This is a genomic window from Bacillus cereus group sp. BfR-BA-01350 (assembly GCF_022663775.1).
GTDB classification, from domain to species: Bacteria; Bacillota; Bacilli; order Bacillales; family Bacillaceae_G; genus Bacillus_A; species Bacillus_A paranthracis.
Window position 1 is genome coordinate 328,529 of the sequence record NZ_JAKUGD010000003.1, and the last position, 15,913, is coordinate 344,441.

Below are 15,913 nucleotides of genomic sequence, written 5' to 3' on the forward strand. Positions count from 1 at the left end.
TATGCTTAAAATTTTATCATTGTGGATTCTTCGTGAAGAACGCTTGTACATATTCCATAAACTCGATTGGTTCCTGACGAAACGGTGCATGGTACCCTTTTTCAATGATATGGAACGTACTATTCGCAAATAGCCCATGATACAGTTCACCATTTTTCCAAGAAACACTCTTATCGTGTCGTCCCCATATAATTAAAGTCGGCACCTTAATTTTATCAGCTTCCATCGCAATGCGGCGCTCTCTCATTTTCGTCAGCTGATCATAATGCCCTTTATCATCACGACTATTTCTCACTTCACTTTTATTGTAATCCGTAATCTCAGTTACCGTTTGAAGATCGGTTGATAGCGGCGGCACTTCATAACTTTCTTTTTGCTGGAAAGATTCAATTCCTGTAGAGTCTGCTAAAATGAGATGCGTCACTGCGTCCGGATATAAATACGCTAAATTGAGGGACATCTCTCCGCCCATCGAATGACCGAGCACCGCAAACTGATCGTATCCGAGCTTCTTCATTAACTTATAATATAAATTCACTTGCGCAGGAAACGAATACTCAAAATCAATTGGCTTAGAAGAACGTCCAAACCCTAAAATATCCACTGCAATAATCGTGTGGTCCCGCGCTAGTTCCGGATAAATATCACTAAATCCATCTGAAGAACCACCAAACCCGTGCAGCATAAGTAAAGGAGGCTTCCCCTCACCAATTTTCTTAAAATAAATCGTCTGCCCGTCAATTTGCGCCATACTCTCTTTCGTATTCAGCTTCATCATAACAGTATCTTTCACTTCTCCAACCTTCGCAATTGGCTTATCAACAAAGTTACATACGATAAGCAAAACGAGCACAATACCGCTAATCATATAAAACTTAAACCGTTTCAACATTCCCGTCTCCTTTCTCTTATTGCTATTTAAAGTTTTTACATATTTTGGTTATTTTATGTTCTCTTTTCAATTGTAACTGATACAGTTACAATTATGCTAAAAAAATATAACTCATTTCTATTACTTATGGTTATTTTGTAACTATTATAGTTACATATTTAAAGTAAGTCAATTGTTTTTAGTCGTAAAAAGAAAAGAGACCTCGTTGTGAGGTCCCTTTCTTTGTTATTATAGTTGGCTTACTCCGCCGCCGTCTCCTCTATTATCTGCTGGTGCTCCGCCTGTTTCACCAATGTTAACGTAGTCTGGTCTTGCTGGCGCTCCACCCGTGTCTCCTCTATTAAAACTAGCATAGTCTGGTTTTACTGGTGCCCCACCAGTATCTCCTTTATTAAAACTAACATAGTCTGGCCTTGCTGGTGCTCCGCCTGTGTCTCCTCTATTTAATGATTGCTCTTGAAACCCAGCCAAAGAATTCAGTCCAATTGACAGTGTAACTACTAAACCGGTAATGAATAAACTAGCCTTTTTCATTTATTTTAACGCTCCCTTTTTGAGAATTCTTTTTTGAGCTTGACTACTAATAAAGAAGTACTTACTAGCTTTTTCATGATTTTCTTCCTGATAAAACTTATAAGCTAATATTTCCATATATTCTTTAACACACTCTAAAAGAGAATGTTCTTCAAAATATAAAATCCCTTCTAAAGTTACTTTCTCTAATTGACTAGCACTGGATTTAATATTCAGCTCTTTTAAAATTATAAATCGATATTGGAATTCTTTATTTTGTAATTCGTTACAAATTCTTAAGCCTAATTCTATTAACTCATTAGCAGTTTCTACCCTACCTAATTTATAGTTTTCCTCCGCTTCCGTAAAAATTGCTTTAAAATTTTTAGGCATTTTTTGAGTAACTTCACTTAAATGTCTAATCGCTAAATCAGATAAATCTTGACTGCCGTATAGCCATCCTAAATTATTTCTAACCATTAAAATATACTTTTCATGATTAGCTTGTTGGAAAACATTTAATGCATTATTAAAATTTTCCTCCGCCAATTCAAATTGTCTTAAATCTATACAACATAAACCCAATACATTCTTACATAAAGCCAAATTAATCTCATATCCTGGTTGCTTCGTAAAATCTTCTTTTGCCTTTTTCAAATAATCAATTGCATTGATTTGTTGATAGGAATGATAATAGAAATTCCCCATCCGATAATGAAACTCCGCATGCTCTATCGGATCTGCAATATATTTTAATAACTTCTCAGCTTGCTCATACTGTTCTTTCGCTTCGTTATAATTTGAAATTAATGTACAATGAAACCCTTTGAAAAAGTGATAATAATAAGCTAAAAATCCTTCTGTTGGAATTTCGAAAGCGTCCACTTTATCAAAACTATCTTCTCTAACTGAAATCCAATCAACTAATGCATCATATCTAAAGTTCAATAACGCATGATAAAGCAATACATCCTGATCCACATCCAGCCTACTAATCTTACTATCAATCTCCTCTTTCATCTCCGTTGCTTTCTCTATATTTTGCTGCAACATTACACGATACCAATCATCTAAAGAATGTTTCATTTGCTCCCTTGTTACTACATCTGCTCCCATACACTCGCATCCCCTTTTCTTAAACTTACAAAATTAGGATATTTATACAATTATCCAAATTGTATATTATCACCTCTTTTCTATGTATTGAAAAATAATTATCAGAAAATTTATAATTTAAATGAATTATACCAAAGTTTTCCTTTTTAATAACTTGAGAAACAATTGTCAGAAAACTTAATAGAACAAATAAAAAAGCAAGCAGTTCCAGCTATCAGCTAAAACTACTTGCTCTCCTACTTATTATCTCTACTTTTACTCTTTAATAAATTCCTTCGTGCTTCTTACTGTATCAATTGGACGAACTAATTTTTCGATTTCTTCACGTTTTGGCTCTAGGAATGGAGGTAAAGATAATTTTTCGCCAAGTGTTTCGTATGGCTCATCTCCCATAAATCCTGGACCGTCTGTTGCAAATTCAAATAAGATTTGTGGTGCAACTCTTGCGTATAATGACTCGAAGAAGTGACGATCTACATAGCCAGATGAAGGAAGTCCAACGCTACTGATTCTCTCAATCCATTCTTCTAATACAGCACGATCTTCTACGCGGAATGCAGCATGGTGAACCGTACCAAAACCTTGTCGTGCTTCTGGAAGAACCGTATTATGTTCTACAATGACAGATGCACCGTTTCCACCTTTGTTCACTTCAAATAAATAGAATTCTCCTTCTTGCGCAACCTCTTTAAATAATAGAACTTTTTCTAATACTTCTTTGAAGAAACTAAAGTTTGCAATACGGATGAATACAGGTCCTAAACCAGTAATTGCATATTCTAATGGAACTGGTCCGTTTTGCCATGGTGTACCTGATTCAATTCCTTTATCTAATTCATCAGAAATTAATTGATAGTGTTGATCATCGAAATCAACGAAAGATAGAGTTTTCTTACCAAATTGCTCTTTAATTCCTGTATGTTCGACTTCCAGGCGGTCAAAACGTTTCACCCAATATGCTAACGCTGCATCAGTTGGAACACGGAATGAAGTTTTTGAAATTTCATTTGTACCGTGTACTCCTTTTGGAATACCTGGGAAGTCAAAGAATGTCATATCTGTTCCTGCACTACCTTTATCATCTGCAAAGAATAAATGATACGTTTGAATGTCATCTTGGTTTACTGTTTTTTTAACTAAACGCATTCCTAAAACATGAGTGAAAAACTCATAGTTTTTTTCTGCACTACTTGTAATTGCTGTAACGTGGTGAATTCCTTTTAATTGGTTCATTTTCTATTCCTCCAATGGTTTTAAATTTTATTTTATCTTTTCTCTTCTATTACTTCTCTTCAATAGGTGCTAAATTCGCTTCAATCTCTGCACGCTGATCTTCTAGGAACGGTGGTAAATCAAGTTTTTCTCCTAAATGTTCCACATCTCCATCAACTGTAAATCCTGGTCCATCTGTCGCAATTTCAAATAGGATTCCGTTTGATTCGCGGAAATATAAGCTTTTAAAATAGAAACGGTCGATGATTCCTGAAGACTGGAAGCCTCTTTGTATCACCTGTTCTTCCCAATAAGCAAGCTCTGCATCATTTTTTACACGAATTGCTAAATGGTGAATGCTACCGCGGCCCGGTTTTTCAGTAGGACCATCTAAATATTTCACAACGATTTCTCCAAAAGCCTCGCCTTTAATGGACTGAAAAATTGCTTCCTCTTCGCTGCGGCTAACCTCTGTATAACCAAACATGTCTGTAAGTGTACTCGCCATTTTATCAAGTCTACGAACTGTCATTTCCACAGAACCCATTCCTTGAATTTGATGCTCTACAGGAACTTCTGATTTCTCCCAAGTTTCCCAGTGCTCTACTTTTTCTCCGTTTGAAACGAGTAGTACTAAGCGAAGGCCTTCAGCATCCTCAAATTGCAAAGCAGGACGATTTGCATATGTTGTTATTTCACTATGTTTCACATCAAATTTCTCAAATCGTTCTCTCCAGTAATGTAAGCTATCCTCTGAAGGAACGAGTAATCCAATTCGAGTAATGGCATTCGTACCGCGGTACGTTTTTCCTACTAAAGGAATTTCAAAAAATGATAATTCTGTACCTGGACTTCCTGTTTTATCTCCATAAAATAAGTGATACATTGATGGATCATCTTGGTTCACTGTCATTTTCACGCGACGTAAACCAAGTACATTTTTATAAAAGTGATTATTTTCATTTGCATTTTTCGTAACCATCGAAATGTGATGATGCCCTTTAATTTCATACATTGTTTATTCCTCCGTTTCGTTTTACTAGTCAAGTGATAACTAAAAAAATGACATTTTCCACAACTAATATGGTTTTTAACGTTTCAATTTATTCTTAATTATATTTTTGTAAATTCATCTTAGTTTTTACCGCATAAGTTAATTTGTTTTGTAACTCGAAAGCAACTGAGTGTATGTTTTTCATATGACTCAATCGCTTTCGTTACTATCACTTTACACCTCAAGTGATTAAAAAGCAAGAGATTTATCTCAAATTCGAGATATTTTTTTATTGCATAACATTTTGGACTGGATAATGGTGAATTTCTATATGGGATAGCGTCATAAGAATGTGGATTTATAACGCTAAGTCTTTTTTATAAACTTTTCCTTACGTTTTCATGTATCCATTTCCGCATCAGCTGCAACGTCCCTCTAACATAATTGTTATCATATCTCTCCCTTCTAATTGGAGCGGAATTTGATAAGAATGATGTGAACACTGCATCTTCCAATCTGTTTCCTACTCTATTTGTTCATCCGAACGAAACTGAAGAGTTGCGTGAAAGATTGGAAAACGTGCTTCAGTTCCCCTAAGTAGGAAGTAAGTATGTATCACGTTTATGATGATTTGAGCAAGGGGATACTGCAAAAGTGGTGCAATGAAGGAGAATATAAAATAAGAAGATCAATCTAGAAAGACTATCTAGTTCGATCTTCTTTTATTTTATTTTTCATTAATGCATTTTTACCCTTAAAATAAAATACTCAACAGGTGGATTATTCTTCATATCCTCAAAATCAGGTCTAATTTTAAAGTCAAATTCATTTGTTATATCGCTCAATGAATAAAGGTTTGTTCCATCTACACTTGTATGAGGAGCAATATACCCTCTTTGATCCCAATTCCCTTTGAAATCTGATGGTATTGTACTTTTTCCGTTTTGTTCTATTTTAGCCCCAGGTGCACCAGAAAAAATAGTTTGGTTTGTAGTGTTATTAATTGTGTACTTCACACGAACTATATTATCAGCTTGTTCAACTTTATGAACTGTAACAATAATCCCATGTTGTTCTAAAGTTACACTTGTAGCCGATTGCTCTTGATTTTGATTAGGTTTTTGTTGATTATTGTTTGAATTATTATTCGAGTTATTACTATTATTAGTGCCCCATTCATTATTTGTATTAGTGTTATTATTACCATTAGAATTGTTTGCATTGCTGTTATTATTGCCATTAGAGTTATTCGCATTGCTGTTATTGTTATTATTGCCATTAGAGTTATTTGCATTGCTGTTATTGTTATTATTATTGCCATTAGAGTTATTTTCATTATTGTTATTATTATTGCCATTAGAGTTATTCGCATTGCTGTTATTGTTATTATTGCTTGAATCATTATTATTATTATTGTTTTGTTGTTTACTAGATTCAGCATTTGTTTTTTCTTTGTTATCAGTTACACCACAAGCTGCCATAGAAAATGCTAATCCCGTTGCTAATAAAATTTTCCCCGATTTTTTCTTCAAATATTTCATGGTATTCTTGTCTCTCCCTCTTCAAATCCTATTGTCATTTAAAAAAAGAATACTAGACCCTTCTCAAATAATCCAAAAAGTCCCTTTATATGTATATAATTTTACAAGAAGTCACCATTATAGTCAAAGTTATTTGTATAATTAGAAACTTAAATCAATTCGGTGTACATTAAAAAGAAAGAACAAAAAAATTTCACGTGAAATGTAACTTATATAAGCTTAGCTTAATGGAGATGGGGGCTCACCCACATTGTAATGAAAATATACTTTAAACAAATTTCAACATAAAATTTGGCTCTTATTTTTAGACTTGTTGTAAAGGCTGAAGGGATTCTAATTTTAATATCTTTCATATTCAATCGACACGCATCTAAAAAGTTGATATGCTCCCATTCTAGTGGCAAGATATGTTTTATTAGTTCTTCGTTACACCCATGCGTACTTCTTAACTATTTCATTTTTAATAAAAAAACAGCCCCACTAAGCTTTTAACACTTAATGAGGCCATTTGATTTACACTATTAATTATGAAACGTCGGCTTATAGAACGAACGATTATCAAGAGCAAAGACACGCTCTGTGTATTCGCCTGGTTTTGTGCGTCCTAATGCACGGTCCATCATGTTCATTTTTGCATCTAAGTTATCGATGTAATGCAGAATTTCTGCTTCTTTTACTAATGGTGGTTTCGGGCTACCCCATTCTGCTTTTCCGTGGTGAGAAAGGACGATGTGTTGAAGAATTAATACTTCTTCTGCATCGATTTGCAGCTCGTCTGCTGCTTTACCAATTTCGTTCACCATAATCGAAATGTGGCCTAATAAATTTCCTTCTAACGTATACGTTGTAGAAATTGGGCCAGATAACTCGATTACTTTACCAAGGTCATGTAAAATAACGCCTGCATATAGTAAGTCTTTATCTAATGATGGATATAGATTTGAGATAGCTTTCGCTAAATCAAGCATCGATACGACGTGATAAGCTAGTCCAGATACGAACTCGTGATGGTTCTTCGTCGCTGCTGGATAGTCTAAAAATTCGTTTTGATGCTTATTTAATAAATGTCTTGTTAGACGCTGGATGTTCGGGTTTCTCATTTCAAATATGTATTGCGTAATTTTCTCAACCATATCTTCTTTTTTCACTGGTGCTTTTTCTACGAAGTCTGAGATATCTGTTACTTCATTTTCATTTGCAACACGAATTTGTTTCACACGTAATTGAATACGGCCTTTGTAGTTTAAAATATCTCCAGCCACTTTCACGATTGTTTCCGCTACATATTGTTTCTCAACTTCTGGTGATACGTCCCACAATTTCGCTTCAATATCTCCACTTGGATCTTGTAAGATTACTGTTAAAAATGGCTTTCCATTGCTCGCGATACCTTTTGTCGCTGTTTTAATTAACAAGAAAATATCGACTTGTTCACCAACTTCATACTCTGCAATTTTCTTTTTCATTCGAATTCCTCCACCAAATCAGTTACTTTTAGTATAGCACACTACAACTCATTTTCTTTACGCATATGTGTTAATTTTATAATCTGTTTTTCTGTAAAATACGCGAGTAAATGCGCATGACATGTAAAGAAGATCACTTGTCTATCCTTTGCAATTTCCTTTATAAGTTCAATCGTCCGATTCGTCCTTACCGCATCAAAGTGCACGAAACTGTCATCAATAATAAATGGATAATCATGCTCAAATGTTTTTGCTAACGCAAATCTCAGCGATAAATACAACTGCTCAGCTGTCGCTTGGCTTAGTTCATGACTATAAAAACGCATACCATCGTTACGCTCTACAATAAACGGCTCCGCCTCTGACGGTGAAAAGATTTTACTATATCGTCCGCCTGTTAAATAGACGAAATACTCTTCTGACTTTTGTAAAATACGAGGAAGATGTACTTCATGATAATATTGCTTCGTTTTCGTTAACACTGTCTTTGCGGCCGCATAAGCAGCCCACTTCTTCACTTGTTCACGCACTTGCGCTTTTTTCATTTCCCATTCGTGTAGTAAATCGCCGTACGTACTTCCTTCTTCTAAATTCGCAATTTCCATACGATGCTGTGCAATACGCTCTGTCAGTTCTTTTTCCTTTGTAAGACAGTTTTGCATGACTGTCAGTTCTTGCTTTAATTTTTCATCATAACCGTCAGCTTCATAATGTTCAGCTAATGATAAACTCGTTAAACGTTGTTCTAACAGATCAATTTGCGGCAATAAACGCCCTACTTGTTTCTCTGCATCTTCACGTTTTTCCGCTAGTTTACCTGCTTCTAAAAACATCTCTTCATTTGTAGCTTCTGCAATATGCCATAAGCTGTCTCGTTCTACTAACAGCTGTTTCAATTGTTCTTGCATGAACTCATATTCTTCTTGCCATTCCGTCAGTTTTTCTTTTAACTGCTTACAAGTTTGGCGTTTTTCTTTCTCATTTTGCATACGACTTTGCGCCTCGTGCAGCTTACTATACTCCGCACTACCGATAACAGTTTCTAGTTTATGTTCAAATTGCGAAATCATTTCATATAATGAAGATTTTCGCGTGCCTTGTTTCTCTAATTCACGATATAATTGCTGCATTTTTTCCATACGCTCAAACGCTGGCAATATGTGTACATACGTATAAAATTCAGGGAACGTATAGCGCTTCTTATACACATTTACTTGTTCGCTTATGCGGAACGTTTCCCTCTCCCATTCCTCATACGATGAAACGACTTTATCATATGCGCGCTCCATTTGCTGCAATTTATAAGACTCACGCTCAAATAACTTACGAATCTCTTCGTCTTTTTCTAACTGGTAGCGTACAGTCATCGCTTCTTCACTTTGTCTCCCGCCAGCACTTTGCTGAAGAGTAAGAAGTTCTTCTTGTAATCCACTTGACGAATCTTTATATAAAACGAGGGCAAGAACAATCGCTACAAACACAATGACACTAATAAATAAGAGTAGGCGATTGTCTATAAATAAGCTTGTGAATAACACGCCGGTGTTAATAAGAAGTAACAGAAGACAAACTCTTTGCCACTGCTTTTTCTTTTGTATAGCCGCTCCTGCTTTTTCCTCATACTTACGCTTCATTCTCTCAGCACCCATACCGATAAACGCCGCATCTTGGAACGACTTCTCTTTCTCAACTAACGCACTTCGCTCTTCATCCGCTAACATTTGCTTCTGAATCTGCCTTATATTTTCTTCTTGTTCTTCTAATTGCTCTTGCGCTACTTTGAAACGATCGTCAAGCTGTACTTTTTGCGTTTCTAGTTCGCGCGCCTTTTGCACCGTTTGCGTAATTAACTCTTTCGTCGCCAAACTCATATCAAACGAAAGAACTGTTTCTTTTTCAAAAGTAGCACCAATTTGTTGCTCTAGTTCTGCCAGTTCTTCTTTTATATTCGTAATCGTTCCTGTCAAATCACGCATTTCTTGGCGTGCATTTTCGTAAGACATATGCTGCATACGAAGTTCTTCTACATAACTTTCTTTTTGTAAAAACTCTTCATCTATTTGAATCGATTCCATTTCCGATTGCACTGTCTCTATTTTTTTATAGAGCGAATCAACTTGTAATTGGAGCGGCTCCATTTTCGCCTTAATCGCTTCATAACGCGCCATTCCGTTTACCGGAAATTGCCCGCTCTCGCTTTCTAACACTTTCTCATGCGCACGCTTTTCAATAACGAGAGGTTCAAGTGCTGCTAATATTTCATAATCTTGCTTTCGTTTTTCTGCACTCTCTTTTTCTGCGCGAACAAACGCCAATTTCTCTTCATTTTCTTTTAACTGCTCCACCTGTTTTTCATACGTGCCAATTTTCCCTTGCCACTCTTTCATCTTCTCTTCCAGCTTCTTCATCTCTTGCAGTGACACGTTAATTTCTGGTTTACGCCCACTCGGCTTAAAGCGCTGATCCATTTCTTTCTCTAGCTTTTTATCGAGCTGCAATAACGCATCACTTCCGACTGCACTTGCCGAAAATAAATAATTGCCGATATCCGCTTCGCCAAGCTGATGAATGTTTTGAAGACCGTGCATATCAAAAGAAAAGACCGATTCAAATAAACTTTCATTCATCCCGCTTAATATATCGTTTAAAATTTCTTCGCCGCCCGTTTTCCCGTCTTCAAAATAAACAGTTACCTCACCAGCAGCCGTCTTTGGTAATCGTTCAATTTTCAAACGGCCGTACTTCTCGGTTTGCACAGTGATCGCACCGCCATACTTCCCGCCTTCTTTCGGCTCATAACGGCGCTGTCCTCTCGTCGGAAAACCGAATAAAATACTTTTCATAAACGAGCGAATTGTTGATTTCCCTGCTTCATTTTCACCGTATAACACCGTCAGCATTGACAGATCCATTTCCACATTTTCTAATTTTCCGTATCCATAAATATGGAGTTTTTCCATTCTCATTTCTTATCCCTCTCTTGCTGGAATAATTGTTCTAAAATAATATTTTCCGCTTCCTTTTGAATCTCTTTCTTCTCTTCTTCTGTAAAAGATTCAATACTATTACGCGCTACAGGAGATGTCCAAATGGTGCGCAATACTCCGTCCATATTTGTGAAAGCTTCTAACTCCTTTAGCACACTACCGACGAAATGATTTTCTTCTTTCAAACGTTCGATTTCCGCAAAAGAGACCGTCTCATTTTTCCACTTCATCGCATACACGAAATCTTTTCGCTCTTCGCCAGCTGCTAAAATATGAAAAATCTCTTCCACACGCTTTTCGTCACGTAAATACGGAGAAAGTGGGCCTTGTCCTATAAATACGACAGTTAGTAGCGTCCCTTCCTCTTCTCTTCGGCACTCACTCATCGCAGTTGACACACTCGTCATAAGTTCATCAACAGTTTCAAGTCCATCAATATTCACTTCTATCTCATCCCACACAACATCAGCCGTATGGAAAAATGAACATTGCGTTCCTTGTTTCGTAAGTTCAATCAGGTATGCACCCTTCTCGCCTGCTTCCTTACGATGACGTCCTTGTATATTACCTGGATAAATGATGCACGGATCTTCTGATAAAATTTCACGTTTATGTATATGGCCAAGAGCCCAATAATCAAACTGCTTTTCTTTCAGCTCACGAATTTGAAACGGCGCATATCGATTATGCTCTGCATCGCCTTCCACACTTCCGTGAAGCATGCCAATATGAAAAGGCGCATCACTCATTTTCGTATACTGCGCTGTCATATTATCCGTTACCGCTTGCTGCAAATAACTAAATCCGTAAATAGAAGCTAACAACTCACCATTTTTATAAAATGATTTCTCTTCTACATAAGGCTCGGTAAACACATGAACATTTTCCGGAAACTCAATTGCTGCCCAGCTTCCCCCTAAATGATCGTGGTTACCGTGAATAATAAAAACAGGGATATCGTACTGCGAAAGTCTCTTCATTTGCTCGCGCACAAACACTTGCGCCCTCAAACTTCTCGTCTCCGCATCATACAAATCCCCGGCTAGCAATACGAAATCAACGCGCTCTTGAATCGCTTTATCAACAATACGTTCGAACGATTCAAACGTACTCTGCTTCATTCTCTCCCAAACAGACTGCGGTACATTCATCTCCATTCCTTTAAACGGACTATCCAAATGCAAATCAGCCGCATGTATAAACTTCACTTGTTTCACAAATAACGATCCTTTCTTTTTCCGTACTTTACTACAAATAGTAAATCTAGTGTCCATAAAACTTTCACTCTATTTTAACACGCAATGTCATATATTTCTTTGCATATTCTATTGATTTATGCCAAAATAGTTATAAGATTCTGATTTTTATTATTGGAGGGAATTTTCATGGGAGTATACGTTCTAACAGTCTTTGAAAAAGATGGTTCTAAAGCATTAGACGAATCATTCGAGGCGGCAACTGAAAAAGAAGCGAAAACAAAAGGTGAATCTATTTTACGAGAAAAAGGATTGTACGAAAAAACACATCGCTGCACATCTACTGCAGGTAAGCTCGTTTTATTCCAGCGCTAAAAAAAGAAGCGTCATCCGCTTCTTTTTCACTCTACTATATCTTCGTCACACCACGTAAACACCACATCTAGAATGCGATTACCGATACGTACGCGCTTATTCCATTTTCCTGTTTGGATCTGATGTTGCAATTCCGCTTTCATCTTTTCCGTCCAGTCGTGAATCGTTTCACTACCGTCGTACGGATATACGCCCTGAAACTCTTCCTGCAGTAGATGCAAGCTCTCTGCATCAAAATGAAAATGGAAGAAGTAGTTTGCTGTAAGCGATGGTTCTTGCAATCGTAAAAACTGATCATCAATTTGCTTTCTATTTCGATAGAAAGTAAAGATATTCACCTTACCACTCGTAATTTGGTCAATTTGAATTTCGTGCTTCTCTATAATCACGTCTTGTCCACCTCGTTGTATACTATCTTTAGTATATATGTCTTTTGCAACAAAGTTAACCATTTTCGCGCGAAATTCATTTCCTTCATTATATTACCTGTACCTCCATATGCAATCAGAACAAATAAAAACAAAGTTGAAGGGGAGCGATCACATGTATTTCGGAAGCAAAGGTTGGTATGTAAAAGAACTTAAAAAATTAGGTATTCGTACTTACGAAGGTAAAAAACTAGAGTCGTATCGTACGCATGTGTTATCTAGTTTACTTGAGAGAATGAAGAGAGCTTCGGCTTAATAAAAAAATACAAGAAGCTACTTTTCAAGTAGCTTCTTGTCAGAGTATTAGGAAAACCTTCCATGGTAGTATCTTTATCCATCTCTTTAACATAAGGTTTATCCGTGAGAATTAATTCCGCATGCTCACCAATCCACTTATGTATCCATAGCAAATCTAGCTGCTCGTAAATCAGTGTCATTAATTTCAAAGCCACCTTCTTGTAAGGGGTCATCTGCAACATCAACTAGTGTAAAATTATGTCTTTCATTCACAAAGACATTTTTATTTTCCATTAAACCTGCTATGTGCATGGCTATCAATAATCATATTATTCTCCATCCCTTACGTTTTTTTACTTTGTTGCCATTTTTCTTTCTTCAAATACTTCCGTAGCAACTGTCAAAATCGTATTTAAAGCTATTGGAAAACCACCATAAATCAACATTTGCATCATTACTTCTACAATTTCTTCTTCTGTCCACCCTACATTTAAAGCTCCATTAATATAAAACTTAAGTTGTTGCGTATTTCCTAATACCGTTAACCCAGCTACTGTAGCTAATAGACGAGACTTTAAATCTAATCCTGGTCTTGAAAAAATTTGTCCGTAATTAAATTCAACAGCTAATGTGCCTAAATCTGGTGCAATAGAATCTTTAAAACTATCGACAATCGCTTGATAATTCTCCTCGTCTATTTTTTTCAGAATATCTAGACCTTTTTGATAATTCTCTTCATTCCTTACCATTATGCATCGCCCCTTTTCATATTTTCAACCATTTTTAAGCTCTTAACCTCATTTTTCATGTTTAAAAGACTCGTAAATCCTAAACTCACCATCACCATACCTGTTATGCAAACTCCTAGCCAACCCCAATTGCTCCAAGCTAATACCCCTATATACGATCCAAGTGCCCCACCTAAAAAAGTGGCTACCATATACAGTCCATTTAATCTACTACGTTTATCTGGGGAGAGCTGAAATATTCTGGCTTGACATGCAACTTGATTTGCTTGTGTACCTACAGTTACTAATAATGCAGATAAAATTAAAGCAGTTAACCAGTAACCTAACGTAATAGAAATAATAAATGCTATGAATGTAATTGTCATACAAAGAGTATTCGCATAAATTGGGCCCTTTTTATCAATTACCCGCCCAATTATAGGAGTAGCAAATGCACCTCCTATTCCAACTAACCCGACTAATCCTACAACATCACTTCCATATGAATAAGAAGGTGATTGTAGAAGGAAGCCAAGAGTTGTCCAGAACACGCTAAATGCACCAAATATCATTCCTTGGCTTATACAAGCTTGACGCAGTACTTTTTCTTGTATAAACATAGGGCCTAATGAAGTCAATAACTCACTATACTTCATAGAAGCAACCCCTTGACTTTTGGGTAGTAAAAGTCTTGTGAGTACAATGATTACCAGCATACTTGCAAAGGAGACCCAATACATTGCTCTCCAACCAAAATGCACGTCAATCAAGCCACTAACAAAACGTGCTCCTAAAATCCCACATACCAAGCCTATGGCTACATTTCCTAGGACCTTTCCGCGCACCTTTTCATCAACCAAACTAGCTACAAGGGGTACAATTATCTGAGGAATAACCGTACAAATCCCTATCAAAAAGTTGGTCACCACAAGCCAAGTCACATTTGGTGAAATAGCGGCTGCTGCTAGTGAAAGACTTACTGCACATAGCAACGTTAAAATTAATTTTCTTCTCTCAAATATGTCCCCAAGTGGTACTACTAAAAGATTCCCTAAAGCATATCCTACTTGTGTTAAAGTGGCTACAATACCAATAGATGCTGCTACATTAAATGTCTTCCCCATGCTTACAAGCAAAACCTGATTTAAATACACATTCGCCACTGTAAATCCACAAGTAACTGCCATGAAAAAGATTACTCCCTTTGTAACTCTTGGATTTTCTTGTACAGAAGCATTGGCCTTATTCACTTTATTCACCCCCTTTATCAAAACTGCAACTTTAATATAAAACAAATATTTTAATGTAAATAGATATCCAGTTATACTAGTATTAACAGTACTACCTTAAAGAAAGGGGCTTTTTATGAACAGTGAACAGGAAAGAAAAAAAGAACTCGGAAATTTTTTGAGGTCTAGACGCAACCGACTTTCTCCACAAGATTTTGGATTACCAATTAGTTCACGCAGAAAAACCAAAGGATTACGTCGTGAAGAAGTAGCACAACTAGCTAATATTGGGGTAACTTGGTACACGTGGATTGAACAAGGCCGAGATATCCAAGTCTCAATACAGGCTTTAGAAAGTTTAGCTGATGCCTTACGCTTAGATAAAGAAGAACGTGAGCATATGTTTTTATTAGCTCATCAACAGTTACCTCCTGAAAAGCCTTTAAAAACTGATGACGAAGTAAGCCCTGTACTACAAAATTTTATAGATGATTTAAAGTTTTATCCGATATATGTAACAGATCAACTTTGGGATGTTGTAACCTGGAACCGTGTTGCAAGTGCAGTATTTGGAGATTTTGAAACTATGAGTTTCAAAGAAAGAAATGCAGTTTGGAGATGTTTTGCCTCTCAAGAATATCGAACCTTATTAGCAAATGATTGGGAGGCCCATGCAAGGAGACTTTTAGCACAATTTAGAGCTACATGTAGTCGTTTTGTTGGTGAAGAATGGCTCAAAGAAGTAGTGGAAGAATTAATGGCTATTAGCGTAGAGTTCCAAGAATGGTGGCCCGCTCACGATGTTCTCGGTACACCGAGTGGAAAAAAGGAAATCCATCATCCAATAGTAGGTACACTATTATTCGAACATATTACATTCCGGGTGTATGACGCTCCAGACTTAAAACTAACTATGTATCGACCTAAAGACCCAGAAACTTTAAATAAATTAAGACAATTACTACAATTAACTTCTAATTAAATATAAATTACATACTC

Annotated in this window: 16 protein-coding genes; 3 read left to right on the forward strand and 13 right to left on the reverse strand. The window is 36.4% G+C overall.

Annotation, left to right across the window (positions count from 1 at the left end):
* Positions 1 to 16: 16 nt before the first annotated feature.
* The 9 genes from MR147_RS09445 to MR147_RS09485 form a co-directional block, all read right to left on the reverse strand.
* Complete coding sequence (locus MR147_RS09445; RefSeq protein ID WP_242303956.1) at positions 17 to 892, reverse strand: alpha/beta fold hydrolase; 876 nt, start codon at positions 890 to 892, stop codon at positions 17 to 19.
* 228 nt (positions 893 to 1,120) lie between these two features.
* Positions 1,121 to 1,426 (reverse strand): hypothetical protein, encoded by a 306-nt coding sequence (locus MR147_RS09450; RefSeq protein ID WP_242303957.1) that lies wholly within the window; start codon positions 1,424 to 1,426, stop codon positions 1,121 to 1,123.
* Complete coding sequence (locus MR147_RS09455) at positions 1,427 to 2,521, reverse strand: response regulator aspartate phosphatase (protein WP_242303958.1); 1,095 nt, start codon at positions 2,519 to 2,521, stop codon at positions 1,427 to 1,429. It abuts the gene before it with no gap.
* 255 nt (positions 2,522 to 2,776) lie between these two features.
* The gene (locus tag MR147_RS09460) at positions 2,777 to 3,754 is read right to left on the reverse strand and encodes a ring-cleaving dioxygenase (RefSeq protein WP_001072541.1); all 978 of its coding nucleotides are present in this window, start codon (positions 3,752 to 3,754) and stop codon (positions 2,777 to 2,779) included.
* Between the two features lie 49 nt (positions 3,755 to 3,803).
* Complete coding sequence (locus tag MR147_RS09465; RefSeq protein WP_242303959.1) at positions 3,804 to 4,748, reverse strand: ring-cleaving dioxygenase; 945 nt, start codon at positions 4,746 to 4,748, stop codon at positions 3,804 to 3,806.
* A gap of 716 nt (positions 4,749 to 5,464) precedes the next feature.
* The gene (locus tag MR147_RS09470) at positions 5,465 to 6,268 is read right to left on the reverse strand and encodes a hypothetical protein (RefSeq protein ID WP_242303960.1); all 804 of its coding nucleotides are present in this window, start codon (positions 6,266 to 6,268) and stop codon (positions 5,465 to 5,467) included.
* 521 nt (positions 6,269 to 6,789) lie between these two features.
* The gene (yhaM, locus tag MR147_RS09475) at positions 6,790 to 7,734 is read right to left on the reverse strand and encodes a 3'-5' exoribonuclease YhaM (protein WP_000726639.1); all 945 of its coding nucleotides are present in this window, start codon (positions 7,732 to 7,734) and stop codon (positions 6,790 to 6,792) included.
* A gap of 41 nt (positions 7,735 to 7,775) precedes the next feature.
* Positions 7,776 to 10,700 (reverse strand): ATP-binding protein, encoded by a 2,925-nt coding sequence (locus tag MR147_RS09480; protein WP_242303961.1) that lies wholly within the window; start codon positions 10,698 to 10,700, stop codon positions 7,776 to 7,778.
* Complete coding sequence (locus MR147_RS09485) at positions 10,697 to 11,938, reverse strand: metallophosphoesterase family protein (protein WP_242304093.1); 1,242 nt, start codon at positions 11,936 to 11,938, stop codon at positions 10,697 to 10,699. The genes MR147_RS09480 and MR147_RS09485 overlap by 4 nt, the downstream gene beginning before the upstream one ends.
* A 168-nt stretch (positions 11,939 to 12,106) precedes the next feature.
* Here MR147_RS09485 and MR147_RS09490 point away from each other — a divergent pair, with 168 nt between their 5' ends.
* Positions 12,107 to 12,292: a YhzD family protein gene (locus MR147_RS09490; RefSeq protein ID WP_000539556.1), complete on the forward strand. Its 186-nt coding sequence runs from the start codon at positions 12,107 to 12,109 to the stop codon at positions 12,290 to 12,292.
* A gap of 26 nt (positions 12,293 to 12,318) precedes the next feature.
* Here the strand turns inward: MR147_RS09490 and MR147_RS09495 are convergent, their stop codons facing one another.
* A complete protein-coding gene (locus MR147_RS09495; RefSeq protein WP_000582791.1) occupies positions 12,319 to 12,681 on the reverse strand; it encodes a hypothetical protein in 363 nt (120 codons plus the stop codon).
* Positions 12,682 to 12,835: 154 nt separating this feature from the next.
* On the opposite strand from MR147_RS09495, the gene MR147_RS09500 reads away from it, so the two are divergent.
* Positions 12,836 to 12,976 (forward strand): YflJ family protein, encoded by a 141-nt coding sequence (locus tag MR147_RS09500; protein ID WP_000273537.1) that lies wholly within the window; start codon positions 12,836 to 12,838, stop codon positions 12,974 to 12,976.
* Positions 12,977 to 13,113: 137 nt separating this feature from the next.
* Here the strand turns inward: MR147_RS09500 and MR147_RS09505 are convergent, their stop codons facing one another.
* Genes MR147_RS09505 through MR147_RS09515 form a run of 3 tightly spaced genes read right to left on the reverse strand, consistent with a single transcriptional unit; the run spans position 13,114 to position 14,872 of the window.
* Entirely contained in the window at positions 13,114 to 13,278 is a 165-nt protein-coding gene (locus MR147_RS09505; protein WP_175879543.1) for a hypothetical protein, read from the reverse strand.
* A 32-nt stretch (positions 13,279 to 13,310) separates the two neighbouring features.
* A complete protein-coding gene (locus MR147_RS09510; protein ID WP_000252034.1) occupies positions 13,311 to 13,706 on the reverse strand; it encodes a carboxymuconolactone decarboxylase family protein in 396 nt (131 codons plus the stop codon).
* Entirely contained in the window at positions 13,706 to 14,872 is a 1,167-nt protein-coding gene (locus MR147_RS09515) for an MFS transporter (protein WP_242304095.1), read from the reverse strand. Before MR147_RS09515 ends, MR147_RS09510 begins: the two co-directional genes overlap by 1 nt.
* 178 nt (positions 14,873 to 15,050) lie before the next feature.
* On the opposite strand from MR147_RS09515, the gene MR147_RS09520 reads away from it, so the two are divergent.
* Entirely contained in the window at positions 15,051 to 15,896 is an 846-nt protein-coding gene (locus MR147_RS09520; RefSeq protein WP_074609732.1) for a helix-turn-helix transcriptional regulator, read from the forward strand.
* Positions 15,897 to 15,913 lie beyond the last annotated feature (17 nt).

Bases quoted from the DNA above. Each gene is read 5' to 3' on its own strand.
- MR147_RS09445 (WP_242303956.1), bottom strand. From the start codon at position 892: ATGTTGAAACGGTTTAAGTTTTATATGATTAGCGGTATTGTGCTCGTT.
- MR147_RS09450 (WP_242303957.1), bottom strand. From the start codon at position 1,426: ATGAAAAAGGCTAGTTTATTCATTACCGGTTTAGTAGTTACACTGTCA.
- MR147_RS09455 (WP_242303958.1), bottom strand. From the start codon at position 2,521: ATGGGAGCAGATGTAGTAACAAGGGAGCAAATGAAACATTCTTTAGAT.
- MR147_RS09460 (WP_001072541.1), bottom strand. From the start codon at position 3,754: ATGAACCAATTAAAAGGAATTCACCACGTTACAGCAATTACAAGTAGT.
- MR147_RS09465 (WP_242303959.1), bottom strand. From the start codon at position 4,748: ATGTATGAAATTAAAGGGCATCATCACATTTCGATGGTTACGAAAAAT.
- MR147_RS09470 (WP_242303960.1), bottom strand. From the start codon at position 6,268: ATGAAATATTTGAAGAAAAAATCGGGGAAAATTTTATTAGCAACGGGA.
- yhaM (WP_000726639.1), bottom strand. From the start codon at position 7,734: ATGAAAAAGAAAATTGCAGAGTATGAAGTTGGTGAACAAGTCGATATT.
- MR147_RS09480 (WP_242303961.1), bottom strand. From the start codon at position 10,700: ATGAGAATGGAAAAACTCCATATTTATGGATACGGAAAATTAGAAAAT.
- MR147_RS09490 (WP_000539556.1), top strand. From the start codon at position 12,107: ATGGGAGTATACGTTCTAACAGTCTTTGAAAAAGATGGTTCTAAAGCA.
- MR147_RS09500 (WP_000273537.1), top strand. From the start codon at position 12,836: ATGTATTTCGGAAGCAAAGGTTGGTATGTAAAAGAACTTAAAAAATTA.
- MR147_RS09510 (WP_000252034.1), bottom strand. From the start codon at position 13,706: ATGGTAAGGAATGAAGAGAATTATCAAAAAGGTCTAGATATTCTGAAA.
- MR147_RS09515 (WP_242304095.1), bottom strand. From the start codon at position 14,872: ATGGCAGTTACTTGTGGATTTACAGTGGCGAATGTGTATTTAAATCAG.
- MR147_RS09520 (WP_074609732.1), top strand. From the start codon at position 15,051: ATGAACAGTGAACAGGAAAGAAAAAAAGAACTCGGAAATTTTTTGAGG.